Below are 15,494 nucleotides of genomic sequence, written 5' to 3' on the forward strand. Positions count from 1 at the left end.
GGTTCACCTCCGCCGAGGGTCGGGGCGCGGATCGCCGCGCGCGACGACGGCGGGGCCACCCCGCGGCTCGGGCGAGACGACGACCGCGAGGTCGCCGGACTCGTCGGTGCGCCGCACGAGCGCGCCGCTGCGGGCGAGCAGTCCCAGGATCCCCGGATTCGGGTGGCCGTAGGTGTTGCCGCGGCCGACGCTCACGAGCGCGAGCGCGGCGTGCACCGCGGTGAGGAACATCGGTAGCGACGACCGTGACCCGTGGTGGGGCACCTTGAGGATCTCGGCGTGCAGGTCGGCGCCCGAGCCCAGCAGCGCCGACTGCGACGACCGTTCCGCGTCACCGGGCAGGAGGACCCGCCCCACCGGGGTGTGGGCTCGCAGCACCACCGAGGTGTCGTTGACCGCGGTGCCGTCCTCACCGTCGACGTGCACCGTGGGCCGGACGGGGCCGAGCACCTCGAGCGCCAGGCCCGGCCAGCGCAGCACCGTCCCGCGTCCCAGGGCGACCAACGGCGCCCGGGCGGCGGCGCTGCGGCCCATGACCTGGACGAGCGTGTCGCCCGGGTCGCGCGCCGGACCCAGCGCGACACCGCCGACCGACCGGCCGCTGAGCGCCCCCGCGAGCCCGCCCACGTGATCGGCGTGCAGGTGGGTCAGCACGACCAGCGCGAGCGACCGCACGCCCAGGCGTGTCAGGCAGCCGTCGATCGCCCCCGCGTCCGGTCCGGCGTCGACGAGCACCGCGCGGCCCGGCTCGCCGGTCGCGAGCACCAGTCCATCGCCCTGACCGACGTCGCAGGCCACCATCACCCACTTCTCCGGCGGCCAGCCCGGCGGGACCACACGCGTCGGGACGATCACGAGCAGCGTCCCGACCAGCACCGCGGCTACCACCGCGCGCAGGCGCCGCCACCGCAGGGCAGCCGCGACGAGCACCACCACCGCAGCCAGGGCCAGCGCGCCCGCCGCCCCGCCGGGCCACGCGAACGTCGCCCCCGGCACGGCCGCGCACCGGCGCGCGACCCACACCAGCCAGGAGACCCCGGGCCCCGCAAGCCACACCAGGACGTGCGCGGCCGCGGTCCGCCCCGGCGCGACGGCGGCGGCGAGCACGCCGAGGACGGTGACCGGCGCGATCACGGGCGCCGCCAGCAGGTTGGCGACGACCGCGACCAGGCTGACCTCGCCCGACAGACCCGCAATCACCGGCGCGGTGGCGACGTGCGCCGCCACCGGCACCGCGAGCGCCTCCGCGATCCCCACCGGCAGCCCGCGCGCCCGCAGCCGGGCCACGACTCCCGGCGCGAGCAGCACCAGCGCCCCGGTGGCGAGCACCGAGAGCGCGAACCCGGGGTCGGTGGCCAGGCCCGGGTCGACGAGCAGCAGCACGATCACCGCCGCGCACAGCGCCGGCACCACCGATCGCCGCCGACCCACCGCCAGCGCGAGCACCGTGATCCCGCCCATCACGCCGGCACGCAGCACGCTCGGCGACGGCCGGGCCAGGATCACGAACCCCACCAGCGCGAGCGCCGCGAGCAGCGCCGCCGTCCGCGGGCCGAGGCGACCCAGGCGGGCGAGCAGCAGCACCGCGCCACAAACGATCGCCACGTTCGTGCCGGACACCGCCGTCAGGTGCGTGAGGCCGGCGGTGCGGAAGTCGTCGGCGAGGCCCGCGCTGATCCCCGAGGTGTCGCCGACCACGAGCCCCGGCAGCAGCCCGGCCGGGTCCTCGGCGAGCACGGTGCGGGCCGCGTCGCGCAGACCGCCCCGCAGGTCGCCGGCGACGCGCTGGGCGGTCGGCACCGGCCCGACCGCCCGGGGCGGGCCCCGGACCTGGAGGACGGCCACGGTGAGGTCGGCGCGGTCGGGCGGCGCGAGCCGGCCCCGGGCGCTCACCACCTGCCCGGGGAGCAGCGTCGCCCACCCGTCGGCCGGGGCCAGCAGGACGACGCGCCCGCCCGCGCGCCACGTCACCCCCGCTCCGACCTGCCCGCCCAGCAGCTCGCCGCGCACGACGACCCGTCCCGCCCCCGGCACGCTCGACCGCACCGGCTGCGGGTCGGCGGTGAGCACGAGGTCGAGGCGCGCGGAGGTCCCCGTGCCGGTGGCCGGGCGCAGCGGGTGGCTCGCCACGGTGAACGCCCCGAGGCCGGCGACGAGACCGACGGCCGCCGCGCACCCACCGGTCGCGATCACCACCGCTCGCCATCCCGACGCCCGGGACGCCCCGGACCCTGCGCCGCGCCGCCGCACCGCGACCGCCAGCGCGACCACCGCCACCGCCACGAGGACCGCCGCCGCGCCCCACCCGGCGGTGAGCGCCGCGACGGCGACACCCCAGGAGGCGAGCGCCGCCGGCACGAGCCGGAGGTCGGGGGGCGCGACAGGCTCCGCCTCCGGCGCCGGCGGGCGCGCCGACCCGCGCTCCTGCCGGCGCTCCGGCCCTCCCGCCGGCCCTCTCGCCGCCCCTCCCTGCCCGCGGCCCGCACTCCCCCGGGCTGGAGTCGCGTCGCCGGGCCCGGCCGCCCGGCGATCGCTCACACCGTCACCAGGTCGCGGAGGGTCGCGAAGCGGGCGTCGCCGATGCCGCTGACCTCCTGCAGCTGCTCGACAGCGCCGAAGCGCCCGTTCTGCGTCCGCCACTCGAGGATGCGCTGGGCGGTGACCGGACCGACGCCGGGCAGCTGGTCGAGCTGCTCGAGGGTCGCGGTGTTGAGGTTGACCCGGCCCCCTCCCCCGGCGGCGGCCGCGCCGTCGGCCGGGACGCCCGCCGGCGCCCCGCCCGCGGCCGGACCCGCCGCACCCGCCGGCGCGGCCGGGGTCGGCACACCGACCACGACCTGCTCACCGTCGGTGAGGCGGGCGGCGAGGTTCAGCCCGGTGAGATCGGCGTCGGGCGCAGCACCGCCGGCGGCCTCGACCGCGTCGCCGACCCGGCTGCCCGGCGCGAGCCGCACCAGCCCGGGGCGCGCCACACGTCCCGACACCGACACGACGATCGGACCCGCGTCGGCCGGGGCCGCACCCGGCGCCCCCGGCGGCCCGGGCACCGCAGCGACGGACGACGGCCCCGCCACGGCCGGCAGCGCGGGGACCGGCTCGGCGACCGGGCGCCCGGCCCACACCCCCACCGCGGCGACGACCGCGGCGACGGCGGCCACCGCGGCGAGAGCGAGGGCTCCGGTGCGCCCGGGGTCCCACCGCGCCCCCGCCCACGACGCCGGCACCCACCGGCCGAGCCAGCGTCGCGCCCGCTCGCCCGGTTCCGGTGGGTCCCACGCGCTCCCGCGCGCGACCGGGCGCACGGGCTCGTCGTCCTCGTCGTCCCACCAGCCGCCGCCGGGCGCGGCGGGTGGCGTCTCGTCCTCCCACGGCTCGTCGTCCACGCGCGCCCGGGACGTACCGGATCGCGGCGGCAGCCGCAGACGCGCCGCGGGCGTGCCCGGCGGAGCCCCAGGCCAGCCCACCCGACCCGCGGCACCACGCTCGCCCACCTCGACGGTCTCCGGCGGGCCCCAGCGCTCGGAGCGATCACCGACGACGGCAGGCGGATCCCCGAGCGCCCGCAGCCGGGCACGGGCGCCGTCGGGAACGGGCGGTGAAGGGCGGGCCATGCGCGGGACGCTAGGAACACGCCCCTCATCCCGGACAGCGTCGGCCGCGGCCCTGGGGACAACCGGCGGCGCTGGGGACGGACCGCGGCGCGCCCGGGCCCGCGGCACGGCCGAACGGCCGACACCGACCGTCCGCGGGCCGGAGGAGCCCTCAGACCCCCGGCATCGCCAGCATCCGCCCCAGGCGGCGCATGTTGCTGCGCCCCGCCACCCGCAGCCCCGCCGCGAGCGCCGGCAGGACCGGGCGCAGGGTGCGTCCGGCCGCGAGCTCGAGGGTGAGGGTCAGCCGGCTGCCACGGTCGCGGGGCTCGACGGCGCCGTGGAGGTCGATGTCGAGGCCGCGGAACCGGCACCGGGTGCGCCAGTGGGTCGGCCGCGTGTACTCGAGGATCTCGGCGCTGCCCCGCCCCAGCCCCAGCCACGTGCCGTCATAGCGCGCGCCGGGTCCCACGGGTTCCGGGCCGACCAGGTCGATGCGCCGGGCCGCGGGGTTCCACACCGCCTCGGTGCGCAGGTCGGCGACGTGGTCGAACACGGTCTCCGGGTCGGCGTCGGAGTCCAGGCGGTTCACCACGATCGTCACCGGGCCATCCTCGTCGTCCGCGAGGTCAGGGCACATCCGGCAAAGGGCGGGCAGCCGTCAGCGCCTCCCCCACCGCCCGACCGACCGCCTCGCCGAGGGCCCGGTGACCCGTCCAGCCCCAGTGCATGCCGTCGGGGTTGCCGTGCCCGCCCAGGACGTGCGCGGCCACGTGCGGCAGCGGGTCGACGAGGACGACGTCGTGCGCCGCCGCCCACGCCGTCATCGCGGCGACGTGCCCGTCCCGTCCGGCGTGCACGCCGCCGTAGGCCGGAGCCCGGTGCACCGCGGGGAGCATGCCGACCACCGGGATCCCCGGGATCAGGGTGGTCACCGCGACGCGGAGCCGCTCGAGGTACCGCACCGTCTCGGCCGCCGGCAGGGCGACCGGCCCGGCGCGGCCGAGCACGCGGGCGGCCCCCGGCGTCGCCCGCCGGTGAGCCTCGCGCACCGCGCGCCGCAGCCAGGCCGGGCGCAGCGCCGGAATCAGCTCGCGCACGGCCGTGGGCACCGGCGACGGCAGGGTGTCCATCCCGCCGACCCCGAGGACGACGGCGTCGGCGTGCCGCAGCGACGCCCAGATCCGGGGGTCGCCGACCATCGCCCGCCACGCGTGGCGCGCGGTCCACCCGAGACCCGCGTGCAGCTCGGCGCGCCCGCCGAGGAGGTCGGCGGCGACGTGCGGCCAGAGCCGCGGCTCGTCGGCGGGCTCGGCGCGGTCGGGGCCGTGGAAGGACAGCGAGTCGGCGATCACGACGAGGACCGGGTCCCCCACGGTCACGCGCCGAGGCCCCAGGCCCGCAGCCGCCAGCGGTCGATGCGGTGCTCGAGGATCGCCCAGGCACAGTTCCCCAACGGGGACAGCGAGTGCCACGCCTCGACCGGCCATCCCAGCGCCGAGGCCGTCAGGGCCCCGATGGTGCCGCCGTGCGCGACGACCATCGCGGTCCGGCGCTCGTCGGTGCCGTCCAGTTCGGCGTCGAGCTCGGCGAGCACGGGGAAGGCGCGCTCGGCGACGTCGACCCGGGACTCGCCGCCCGGCGGCGCCCACGCCGGATCGGTGCGCCACGCCTCGAGCCCGCCCGGCCAGCCGGCCTCGACCTCGGCCCCGGTCAGTCCTTCCCAGTCGCCCAGCGACGTCTCGCGCAGCCGGGGCTCCGGACGCGGGACGAGGCCCGCTTCCTTGGCGACGGCCTCGGCGGTGCGCCAGGCCCGGACCTGGTCGGACGCGACGAGCAGCGCGGGCTCGTAGGCCGCGAGCAGCGGTGCGGCCGCCAGGGCCTGGGCGCGTCCGGTGTCGTCGAGGTCGGGGTCGAGGCGGCCCTGCATGCGGCTCTCGGCGTTCCACATCGTCCGCCCGTGGCGGGCGAGGACGAGTCGGGACAGGCTCACTCGCCGGCGGCGGACCGGTCGGCGGGCGGGCCGTACACCTCCGCGGGCAACGGCACAGCCGGGCAGTCCTTCCACAGCCGCTCGAGCCCGTAGAACTCGCGCTCGTCGCTGTGCAGCACGTGGACGACGATGTCGCCGAAGTCGAGCAGGACCCAGCGGGCCTCCTGCGTGCCCTCACGGCGCACCGGCTTCGCGTCGAGGGGCCGCAGCTTCTCCTCGACGTTGTCGACGACGGCCTGCACCTGGCGCTCGTTGGGCGCGGAGGCGATGACGAAGGCGTCGGTGAGCGGGAGCCGCTCGGACACGTCGATGGCGACGACGTCCTGGGCCAACTTGTCGGCAGCGGCGAGCGCGGCGGTCTCGGCGAGACGGCGTGCGCGGTCGGTGACGGCCACGAATCCCTTCGGAGGTCGACGGCAACGGCGCTGTGATGGTACTCGACGCCATCAAGGGCGCGCGGCCGTCGCATACTGGGCCGATGTCGGACTACGGGGACGGGCTGGCCCAGGGCGCCGACCTGGTGGCCGCCGCCGAGAACGCCGTGTCACAGGCCACCGCACCGCTCGGGGGCCGCCGACCCGACCTGCTCGCCCTCTTCGTCTGCCACCCCGACCCCGCCGAGATCGCCCGCGCCGGGGAGCGGGCCATGGAGGTCGCCGGGGCTCGCGTCGCCGTGGGGTGCAGCGCCGGTGGCGTGATCGGCGACGGGCGGGGTGTCGAGGCCGCGCCGGCGGTCGCGGCCTGGGCGGGGGCGCTGCCGGAGGCGACCTTCACGCCGTTCCACCTCGACGCGAGCCGCACCGACACCGGCATCGTCGTCGGCGGCATGCCGGCGCGCACCGACGCCGACGAGGTCGCCCTCGTGCTCGCCGACCCGTACACCTTCCCCATCCAGGGTTTCGTCGAGCACTCCGGGACGGCGCTGAAGGGGCTGCCGATGGTCGGCGGGCTCGCGTCCGGACCGGGCGGGGCCGGCGGCACGCGCCTCTTCCTCGACGGCAAGGTCTACGAGCGCGGCGTGGTCGGCGTGACGATCGGCGGCGACGTGCGGGTCCGCACGCTCGTCAGCCAGGGGTGCCGTCCCGTCGGGCTGGCGATGACGGTCACGGCGGCCGAGGGCCCGCACCTGCAGGGTCTGGCGGGACAGCCCGCCTACCGCAAGCTCGAGCAGATCATCAGCGAGCTCGACGAGGCCGAGCAGCAGATGGTCGCGCAGGGCCTGCACCTCGGGGTCGCGATGGACGAGTACGCCGACGACCACCGCCAGGGCGACTTCCTCATCCGCGGCGTCGTCGGCGCCGACCCGGACGAGGGCACGGTGACCGTGGGCGACGTCGTCGAGGTCGGCCGCACGGTGCGGTTCCAGGTGCGCGACGCGGCGAGCGCCGACGCCGACCTCGACTGGCTGATGACGCGCTTCCGCGGCGAGGGCGGCACCGCCGGTGCCCTGCTGTTCTCCTGCAACGGGCGGGGCCGGGCCATGTTCCCGGACGCCGACCACGACGTCCTCGCCGTCCGGCGCGGCCTCGAGCCCCAGGGCGTCGCGGGCTTCTTCGCCGCCGGCGAGATCGGGCCGGTGGCCGCGCGCAACCACCTGCACGCCTTCACGGCCTCGGTGCTGGCCTTCGGGGACTCCGCGTAGCGGGACCCGTCCGTCCGGGGGCCCTGTCGGGGGCGGCTGGGGTCACTCCTACGGTGGACGCCGTTCGCGACCACCTCGCCAGGAGCACGACACCACCATGAGCCCCGCGCACCGGCCCGACGGCCGGCGCTCCCCGGAGGACGACCGGCCTCCCCAGGAGGACGCGCCGCACGCCCCGGAGGCCCCGCGGCGCCTGCCCGACGACGTCGTCGCCCTCCTGCGCGGCCCGAACCCCTGCTTCGTCGCGACGGTCATGCCCGACGGCTCGCCGCAGACGACCGAGACCTGGGTCGACACCGACGGCACCCACGTCGTGATCAACACCGTCGAGGGCTTCCAGAAGGTCCGCAACCTGCGCCGCGACCCCCGCATCTCGGTCGCGGTCGCCGAGGCCGGGCGGCCGAGCCGTTACGTCGCGGTGCGCGGCCGGGTCGTCGACATCACCCCCGACGGTGCCACCGAGCACATCGAGCACCTGTCGCGGCGCTACCTCGGCGGCCCCTATCCGTGGTTCGGCGGCCGGGAGCAGACGCGCCTGATCCTGCGCATCGTCCCGACCGCCCTGCACCGCCAGGGCTGAGCGACCCGGCTCAGCGGTGCACCGCCGTGCCGTCGCTGCCGGCGGTCCGCGAGAGGTACTTGGCGAAGCACGCGTCGGCGCCGAGCCCTTGGCCGTCGCACCACCCGTTGGCCCCGCCCGGCGACAGGGCCGGTGACGCGAGCACCGTGACCCAGTAGTCGCCGGCGCCGAAGACGGGCCAGTCGCCCGACCACAGCAGCCGCGCCTCCGGATAGCGGGCGCGGAGCTGCTGGTGCTCGGCGAGGATGGCCGCGGCGTCCCAGGTGCGCCCGTCGGCGACCGTGCCGGGGCGCTTCGACGCGAGCTGGGGTACCCAGGTGTTCTCGACGCCCTGCAGCGATGCCGCATCCGACCGCGCGAGGTCCCGCAGCTCGGTGGCCGGGTCGGCCGGGGCCGCCGCGCTCGGGCGCTCGCTCCCGACGGGGGCGACCTCGCTGGTCGAGCCCGCCTCGGTCGTGCCCGGGCCGGGCTCGCCGCCGACCTCGAACAGCGGCGACCCGTGCAGCCCGACGAGGCCGGGCTGCACGAGCGCGACACCGAGCCCGAGGAGCAGGACGACGAGCACGGTGATCCCGCCGATCATCAGGGCCCCCGGGCCGCGGCGCGGTGGCGGCTGAGTCGCGAAGGGAACCGCGGGCCGGGAGGGCATCGACGGCAGCGGGTACTCGCCGTCGGGCGGCCAGGGCCCCCACGCGTCGTGCGGCAGCGGCACGAACGGCGTGCTCGCCGCCGGCGGAGGCATCGGCGGGAGCGTCTGTGGCCCGGTGTCGCCCGTCCGCACGAATCCGCCCGGCGCGTCCGACCACTCCCGCCGCCGGGCCACCGGGGTCTCCGACGCTGTCCCGGGCAGACCCACCCGCGGCGCGCCGGACGCCGTCGCGTCCGCCACGTCCGCGTCACCGGCGGGCTCCGGCTCGGAGGGCCGGGGCCGCGGGACGATCACGACCCGCGTCCGCGGCGGTGTGGCGTGCGAGCCGGTGGTGGGCTCGTCGTCGGTGATGACGCCCGGGACGACGTCCTCGTCGTCGTCCCCGGAGTCGGATCGGCGGTGCCTGCTCATGACAGCGAGCAGCCCGAGCCGGTCCAGCCCGAGGCGGACGGCGTCAGGGTGGTCACCGAAGCGTCACCCGACGTGGGCGTCATCTCGAGCGTCGTGCCGCTGAAGGTCCAGGTTCCCCCGGCCTCGCCGGCGCTGTAGCTGCCGCTCGTCCCGGTGCCCGCGAACGTGACGGACCCGTCGCCGAAGCACCCCGAGGCGGTCAACGTACCGCTGGGCGCCGCGGCCGACCGGGTCGTGCTGGTCGTCGTCGACGAGGTCACCGGGGTGCCCGCGGCATCCGATCCACCGGCCTCCGTGTCCTCGGGCAGCCCTGCCGGCGCGAGCGCCGGAGCTCGGGCCGGGACGACGTCGTCCGACGATCCCTCCGAGCCCTGCGGCTGCGCGTCGACCTGCGGCTCGCTGCCGGTTTCCGGCTGCACCGCGACCCGCGGCTGCTCGCCGCCGTTCGATCCGGCACCGCCGGCACCATCCCCCGCGGCCGAGTCGCTCGTCGGACCGCCGGTGACCGTGTCGGAGCTCGGGTCGGAGACGTTGGTGGGTCCGCTGTCCGGACCGCCCTGCCCGCCGCCGTTCTTCTCGTCACCCGTCTTCACGGGCGGCGGGAAGTAGTTGTTCGTGATGTTCACGTTGATCGTGTCGTGGTGTCCGTCGCTGCCAACGGGGCGGTCCCAGCCGCGGCCGGTGTGCACGTCGACGATCGTGTAGTTGTTCGTCACGGTCGTCGTCTGGTGGTTGATCACCGTGATCGAGTTCGAGGTGAACGAGTACCAGCGCGGGCCGTAGTAGGCCACGGAGCTGAAGGACTGCGGCGCGGAGAGCGGGTTGCCGCAGAAGCAGCGGGTGACGGGGTTGCCGTACCGGTCGACGAGGACGGCGGTGCCGGCCTGCAGGACCGAGGCCCACGAGGTCACGTGGCCGCCGACCCAGCCGTGGTTGGTGACGTAGGTGTCCGAGCGCAGGACGACGCTGGTCAGCCCGTCGACGTAGCGCGAGATCGACGACGTCGAGGAGTCCTGCAGGCCGAGGACCGACGCCCAGCCGGCCGCGCGGTCCGGGTGCTCACCCAGGAAGCGGCTGAGCTGCTCGCGGTCGCAGGTGTTGCTGCCGGAGCCGCCGTAGAGGCCGGGGGTCGTGCCGGAGTGGCGGCCGGTGGTGTTCGCGACCGGGCGGACGTCGACGGCGTCCGTGCCGACGCTCGGCATGAACGGGTCGGCACCGGCGGTGGAGACGGACTCGAGCGCGACGTCGGTCGGCGCGCTCATCTCGCGGGCCACGAGCATCCCGGCGGCGGCCGCGACGAGCATGCCGAGCACCACGAGGGCGGCGATGAGCCCCCGGGACGTACGACGCGGCGGTGACTGGACCGGTGCGGCGGCGGGCGGCGGCATGATCATCCGAGATCCGTTCCCCTGGACCCGCCCCCGACGGGCGGCACTCAGAGTGGATCTCGCTTGCTCACGGAGCGGCGTTAGTCACCGCGTCGCGATGTCACTCGTTCGTGTCGTCGATGCGGCGAACGATGGACGCGGCCGCTACTCGGAGGCGACGTGCTCCGTCGGACCGAGCACCCACCCCTGACCCCGTTCGCGGTACAGCCCGCGCTTGGCGATGTACTGCACGACCCCGTCCGGCACGAGGTACCAGACCGGCTCCCCCGCCGCGACGCGCTCGCGGCAGGCCGTCGACGAGATGGCCATGGCGGGCACCTCGAGCAGGCTCACCGCGCCGCTCGGCAGGTGGTCGCCGTCGAGGTCGAAGCCGGGCCGGGTGACGCCCACGAAGTGCGCGAGCCCGAACATCTCGTCGGCGCGGTGCCACGACAGGATCTGCTCGAGGGCGTCAGCGCCGGTGATGAAGAACAGCTCGTCCTCGGGGAAGATCGTCGCGAGGTCGGAGAGGGTGTCGACGGTGTAGGTCGGGCCCATCCGGTCGACGTCGACGCGGCTGACGGTGAACCGCGGGTTCGAGGCGGTGGCGACGACCGTCATGAGATAGCGGTCCTCGGCCGGGCTGACCGAGCGGCTCTCCTTGCGGTAGGGCTGGCCGGTCGGGACGAACACGACCTCGTCGAGCTCGAAGCGGACCTGGGCCTCGCTGGCGGCCACGAGGTGGCCGTGGTGAATGGGGTCGAAGGTGCCGCCCATGACCCCGATCCGGCGGCCGCTCATCCGTTCAGCCTAGGTGCGCTCACACCGGCAGCAGTCCCGACACCACGCCCGCGAGCTGCGCCGCGGTGCGGCACTCGTGCATCGGGACGACCTCGCCGTAGCGGCGCGCGGCCGAGTCGCCCGTGCCCCACTGGGCCTGCGGCTCGGGGTTGAGCCAGTGCGCGTGGCGGGCCGCGCCGGCGAGGTCGCCGAGGACGGTGAGGTTCGGGTCGCGGTAGTTGGTGCGACCGTCGCCGAGCACGAGCAGCGAGGTCCGCGGGCCGACGACGTCGGGCCAGCCCTCGCGGAAGCGTCCGAACGCCGCGCCGTAGTCGCTGTGCCCGTCGAAGGCGATCAGTCCGGGGCGCGCGGTGATGTCCGCCATGACGCCACCCAGGTCGGCGTTCGGGCCGAAGAGGTCGGTGACCTCGACGCAGCCGTCGACGAAACAGAAGATCCGGATACGGGAGAACTGCTCGCGCAGGGCCTGGACCAGCATCATCGTGAAGTGGCTGAACCCCGCGACCGAGCCCGAGACGTCGCAGAGCAGCACGAGCTCGGGGCGCCCGGGGCGCGGCCGGCGGAACGCGGGCCGCATCGGGACCCCGCCGGTGGACATCGACCGGCGCAGGGTGCGGCGCAGGTCCATCGGCCCGCGACGGGCGCGCCGGCGCCGCGCGGCCAGCCGCGACGCCAGGTGACGGGCGAGCGGGGCGACGCGGCGGCGCAGGTCGGCGAGCTGCTCGGAGTTGGCGGTGAGGAAGTCGACGCGGTCGCCCTGCTTCGGTACCCCCGTGCGCGCCGCGGCCTCGCGCCCGCGGATCTCCGCGCCGCGGCGGCGGGCCTCGTCGGTGACCATCCGCCGGAACGACGCGATGCGCTCGCGGACCTGCCGGCGGGAGACCTCCTCGGCGAAGGGGCTGTCCCAGTCCGCGTCCGCGCCGCCGCGCAGGTCGGCGAGCACGCGGGCGAGCAGCGTCTCGGGGCGTACGGCGTTGAGGGCCTGGTAGGCCGACCACGTCGACGGCTGTCCTCCCTGCTGACCGCCGCCCTCGCCGCGATCCCCGCCGCCCCCGCCATGGCCCTGTCCCTGACCTCCCTGGCCCTGGCCTCGTCCCACGGCACCGAGGCCGTCGACGATCGCGCGGGCCAGCTCGGCCATCGCCGCGGTGTCGCCGTCGCGCAGCAGCCCGGCGAGCAGGTCGCGCAGCGCCTCGACGTCGACCGACCCGTCCTCGGCGTAGGGCAGCGCGACCTCACCGAGCGCGGCTCCCTGCCCCAGCGGGAACCACAGGTCGAACAGCGCGTCGAACACCGCGCGCTGCCCGGAACGCCGCAGCATCGCCGCCGCCAGGCCCTCGCGCAGCTGCTCGCGACGCAGCAGGTCGAGCTCGGAGATCACCGCCGCGGCGTCCACCGACTCCCCGGGGCCCACCGCGATCCCCGCCCGGCGCAGCGCGCCGACGAAGTCGACGAGGTGGGCGGGCAGACCGCCCTGGACGACGGGCGTCATCTCAGTTCAGCCGCAGCTCGGCGACGGCCTTCTGGGCGTCGGCCTGGTGCTTGAGGACGACGCCGAGGGTCGAGCGCACGGTCTCGTCGTCGAGGGTGTCGAGCCCGAGGGCGAGCAGCGTGCGGCCCCAGTCGATCGTCTCGGATACCGACGGGGCCTTGCGGAGCTGGATGCTGCGCAGCACGCCGACGATCCGCACCAGCTCCTCGGCCAGCGCCTCGGGTAGCTGGGGCACGCGGGCGAGCACGATGCGCCGCTCGAGCTCGGGGTCGGGGAAGTCGAGGTGCAGGAACAGGCAGCGGCGTTTGAGGGCCTCGGAGAGCTCGCGGGTCGCGTTCGAGGTCAGGAGCGTGAAGGGGCGCTGATTGGCGGTGATCGTGCCCCACTCCGGCACGGTGACCTGGAAGTCGCCGAGCACCTCGAGCAGCAGTCCCTCGACCTCGACGTCGGCCTTGTCGGTCTCGTCGACCAGCAGCACCGTCGGGTCGGTGCGCCGGATCGCGGTGAGCAGCGGGCGCGGGAGCAGGAACTCCTCGGAGAAGACGTCGTCGCGCGCGTCGTCCCACGACTCGCCCTGGCTCGCGGTGATGCGCAGCAGCTGCTTCGCGTGGTTCCACTCGTAGAGCGCGCGCGCCTCGTCGATGCCCTCGTAGCACTGAAGGCGCACCAGGCCCGAGCCCGTCGCGTCGGCGACGGCGCGCGCCAGCTCCGTCTTGCCGACGCCCGCGGGACCCTCGACGAGCAGCGGCTTGCCCAGGCGGTCGGCCAGGAAGACGGTGGTCGCGACGGCCGTGGACGCGAGGTACCCGACGTCGGCGAGCCGGGTGGTCACGTCCTCGACGGAGTCGAACAGCGGCTTCTGGGCCCTCTGGTCGACCGGCTCGGTGCTCACGGGCCGCATCCTGCCCAACGTATCCCGTGTTGTCCCGGCGATGTGGCCCGCTCGCACCCTCACGCGGGGGAATCCCGGACGTCCCGGAGAAACCACCCGGACGTCACCTCGTTGAACGTGAGGTGAACGTGAACCGGACGGTCTCCCCCGTGCGGCTGCTCGCGGTGGCGCTCGCCGCCGCGGTGGCGCTCACCACGGTCCTGGGCCTCGTCACCGCGCTCCTGCGCCCGGCGCCGGCGGGGCTGTGGGCCTATGTCGACGCGCTGGAGCCCTACAACCTGCCGACGTGGCTGTACGCGATGCTGCTGCTGCTCACCGCGGTGGCGTGCCTCGCGGCCGGGCTCGCCGCGCGCACCCGGGACCGACGGGCCGCCTGGTGGTGGGGCGGCGCCGCGGTCGGGCCGACGCTGGCGTCCCTGTGCGTCGCGACCGGGTTCCACACCCGGGTCGACGGCCTCGCGCGCCAGGTCGTCGGCTCCACCCCCCTGACCACCGACTGGCTGCCCACGGCGGTGGTCGCGGGCGTCGTGCTCGCGGTGCCGTTCGTGGTGCTCGCCCGGCGGCTCCCGCACGGGCGGTGGATGGTCGCCGCGGTCGCACTGTTCGGTGCCGGGGCCCTGGCGAGCGAGCTGCTGACCCGGACGCTCGGGCCGGGCGGCCGCGCGCTCGCCGAGGTCGCCGAGGGTCTCCAGGACGCCGGCGCGGCGGGCCTGCTGCTCGCGACGGTGTGCGCGGTCCGGGTGGTCCGCGACGATGCCGACCTGCGCGTCGCTCCGGCGGGCACCGACGACACCGACGCGCGCACCTCGCACGAGCGGCCGGACCTCGGCCGCCGGACGCTGTGGCTCGGCCTGGTCGTGCCGACGCTCGCCCTCAGCGCGCTGAGCCTGCTCGTGACGCTCGCGTTCCCGGCGCCGGGCCCGAAGCTCCAGCAGTGGATCGGCTACCTCAACGTCGACGCCGAGGGCAACCTCCCGACGTGGTGGGCCGTCGGTCTGCTCGCCGCGGCCGCGGTCGCGCACCTGGTCACCGGCCTGGTCGGACGGGCCCAGGGTGCGCGGGCCGCGGTCGGGTGGCTCGTCACGGCCGTGATCCTCGCGGGGATGTCGCTCGACGACATGACCTCGATCCACGAGCGCGTCGGCGACATGCTCAAACCCGAGGGCGCGGCGGCGCCGGCGACCCCGGGCGGCACGTTCTCCTTCTACTGGGTCATCCCGGGCGCGGGCGTCGCGCTGGTGATCGCGGTGATCGTCGGCGCGCTGGCGCTGCGCCTGCGGGGGCGGCCGCGCTGGCTGCTGGTCGGCGGGCTCGGCGTGCTGTTCTTCTTCGCGCTCGGCCTGGAGGGCATCGAGGGCGCGGTGATCGCGAGCAACGCAAGCAACCACGCGGTCGAGGTCCTCGCCTACCACGTCGAGGAGCTGGGCGAGAACGTCGGCGCCCTGATGCTCATCGGCGCCGCGACCAGCGCGCTGGCGGTGCGACGGGCCGCGGGAGCGCTCGCGGTGCGCTACGTGGGGGCGGGCGAGGCGCCCGACCCGGTGGTCGAGGAGCCGGTGGTCGAGGCCGAGCCGGTGGGGTACGCCGTCGAGGACTCCCCCACCGAGGCCATCCCGATGGTCGCCGCGACCACGCCGATCGCGCGCGCCTGACCTGGTCAGTAGCGGTTCGTCCGCGCGTCCACCGCGGACGCCGCGTCGATCGCGGCGGCGGGGACGTGCGTGCCCGACTGGCTCTTCGCGATCCTCCCGGCCGAGGGCACGTCACGCTGGCCGGGCCAGGCAGCCGGGTCGACGACCACGGCGAGCTCGGGGACCGTGCCCTTCACCGTGAACCGGTCCGCGAACGGCGGATGCGCGAGGATCCGGGCGCGACCGTTGATCCGCAGGGGTGTGGTCGTGACCGGGCACGAGGAAGAGCATCCCGACCTGTGGGTGTCGGCGACGACTGCGGGTGGCTCGGAGACGATCGCGCGCAGCGCGGCCTCGTCGGTGATCTCCGCGGTCTGCTGCTGATCCACTGAGGCGACACTGACTTCTCGTCCCGGTGGGACCACCCCCGCGCTGTCGGACCCGTC

General features: G+C 76.2%; 15 protein-coding genes. 3 read left to right on the plus strand and 12 right to left on the minus strand.

All coding sequences use genetic code 11. From position 1 onward, the window contains the following. Nucleotides 1-3: 3 nt before the first annotated feature. The 6 genes from QSK03_RS16855 to rsfS form a co-directional block, all read right to left on the minus strand. Nucleotides 4-2,358 (minus strand): ComEC/Rec2 family competence protein, encoded by a 2,355-nt coding sequence (locus QSK03_RS16855; protein ID WP_285654164.1) that lies wholly within the window; start codon nucleotides 2,356-2,358, stop codon nucleotides 4-6. A 176-nt stretch (nucleotides 2,359-2,534) separates the two neighbouring features. Further along, nucleotides 2,535-3,611 carry a ComEA family DNA-binding protein gene (locus QSK03_RS16860; protein WP_285654166.1) on the minus strand — a complete coding sequence of 359 codons (1,077 nt, stop codon included), beginning with the start codon at nucleotides 3,609-3,611 and terminating at the stop codon, nucleotides 2,535-2,537. Between the two features lie 151 nt (nucleotides 3,612-3,762). After that, nucleotides 3,763-4,194: an SRPBCC family protein gene (locus tag QSK03_RS16865; RefSeq protein WP_285654168.1), complete on the minus strand. Its 432-nt coding sequence runs from the start codon at nucleotides 4,192-4,194 to the stop codon at nucleotides 3,763-3,765. Nucleotides 4,195-4,219: 25 nt separating this feature from the next. Beyond that, entirely contained in the window at nucleotides 4,220-4,972 is a 753-nt protein-coding gene (octT, locus tag QSK03_RS16870) for a diglucosylglycerate octanoyltransferase (protein WP_352232010.1), read from the minus strand. Continuing rightward, on the minus strand, nucleotides 4,969-5,583 hold the full coding sequence (locus QSK03_RS16875) for a histidine phosphatase family protein (RefSeq protein ID WP_285654170.1): 615 nt from the start codon (nucleotides 5,581-5,583) through the stop codon (nucleotides 4,969-4,971). Before QSK03_RS16875 ends, octT begins: the two co-directional genes overlap by 4 nt. Further along, a complete protein-coding gene (rsfS, locus tag QSK03_RS16880) occupies nucleotides 5,580-5,978 on the minus strand; it encodes a ribosome silencing factor (RefSeq protein ID WP_285654172.1) in 399 nt (132 codons plus the stop codon). Before rsfS ends, QSK03_RS16875 begins: the two co-directional genes overlap by 4 nt. A gap of 83 nt (nucleotides 5,979-6,061) precedes the next feature. Between rsfS and QSK03_RS16885 the strand changes: the two genes are divergently transcribed. Continuing rightward, complete coding sequence (locus tag QSK03_RS16885; RefSeq protein WP_285654174.1) at nucleotides 6,062-7,225, plus strand: FIST signal transduction protein; 1,164 nt, start codon at nucleotides 6,062-6,064, stop codon at nucleotides 7,223-7,225. Between the two features lie 97 nt (nucleotides 7,226-7,322). Continuing rightward, nucleotides 7,323-7,805, plus strand: a complete 483-nt coding sequence (locus QSK03_RS16890; RefSeq protein ID WP_285654176.1) for a TIGR03618 family F420-dependent PPOX class oxidoreductase — start codon at nucleotides 7,323-7,325, stop codon at nucleotides 7,803-7,805. Nucleotides 7,806-7,815: 10 nt separating this feature from the next. On the opposite strand, the gene QSK03_RS16895 is transcribed toward QSK03_RS16890, so the two are convergent. The 5 genes from QSK03_RS16895 to QSK03_RS16915 form a co-directional block, all read right to left on the minus strand. Continuing rightward, a complete protein-coding gene (locus QSK03_RS16895) occupies nucleotides 7,816-8,865 on the minus strand; it encodes a hypothetical protein (RefSeq protein ID WP_285654178.1) in 1,050 nt (349 codons plus the stop codon). Then, nucleotides 8,862-10,259 carry a DUF6777 domain-containing protein gene (locus QSK03_RS16900; protein WP_285654180.1) on the minus strand — a complete coding sequence of 466 codons (1,398 nt, stop codon included), beginning with the start codon at nucleotides 10,257-10,259 and terminating at the stop codon, nucleotides 8,862-8,864. Before QSK03_RS16900 ends, QSK03_RS16895 begins: the two co-directional genes overlap by 4 nt. 138 nt (nucleotides 10,260-10,397) lie before the next feature. Next, nucleotides 10,398-11,033, minus strand: coding sequence for a nicotinate-nucleotide adenylyltransferase (nadD, locus tag QSK03_RS16905; protein ID WP_285654182.1), 636 nt, complete (start codon nucleotides 11,031-11,033; stop codon nucleotides 10,398-10,400). Nucleotides 11,034-11,052: 19 nt separating this feature from the next. After that, nucleotides 11,053-12,525 (minus strand): VWA domain-containing protein, encoded by a 1,473-nt coding sequence (locus tag QSK03_RS16910; RefSeq protein WP_285654184.1) that lies wholly within the window; start codon nucleotides 12,523-12,525, stop codon nucleotides 11,053-11,055. Nucleotide 12,526: 1 nt separating this feature from the next. After that, on the minus strand, nucleotides 12,527-13,417 hold the full coding sequence (locus QSK03_RS16915; RefSeq protein WP_285654186.1) for an AAA family ATPase: 891 nt from the start codon (nucleotides 13,415-13,417) through the stop codon (nucleotides 12,527-12,529). A 128-nt stretch (nucleotides 13,418-13,545) separates the two neighbouring features. On the opposite strand from QSK03_RS16915, the gene QSK03_RS16920 reads away from it, so the two are divergent. Beyond that, complete coding sequence (locus QSK03_RS16920) at nucleotides 13,546-15,069, plus strand: DUF8692 domain-containing protein (RefSeq protein WP_285654188.1); 1,524 nt, start codon at nucleotides 13,546-13,548, stop codon at nucleotides 15,067-15,069. 5 nt (nucleotides 15,070-15,074) lie between these two features. Here the strand turns inward: QSK03_RS16920 and QSK03_RS16925 are convergent, their stop codons facing one another. Then, entirely contained in the window at nucleotides 15,075-15,437 is a 363-nt protein-coding gene (locus tag QSK03_RS16925) for a hypothetical protein (RefSeq protein WP_285654190.1), read from the minus strand. Between the last annotated feature and the right edge of the window lie 57 nt (nucleotides 15,438-15,494).

The organism is Actinomycetospora sp. NBRC 106375, assembly GCF_030269665.1.
Classification (GTDB): domain Bacteria; phylum Actinomycetota; class Actinomycetes; order Mycobacteriales; family Pseudonocardiaceae; genus Actinomycetospora.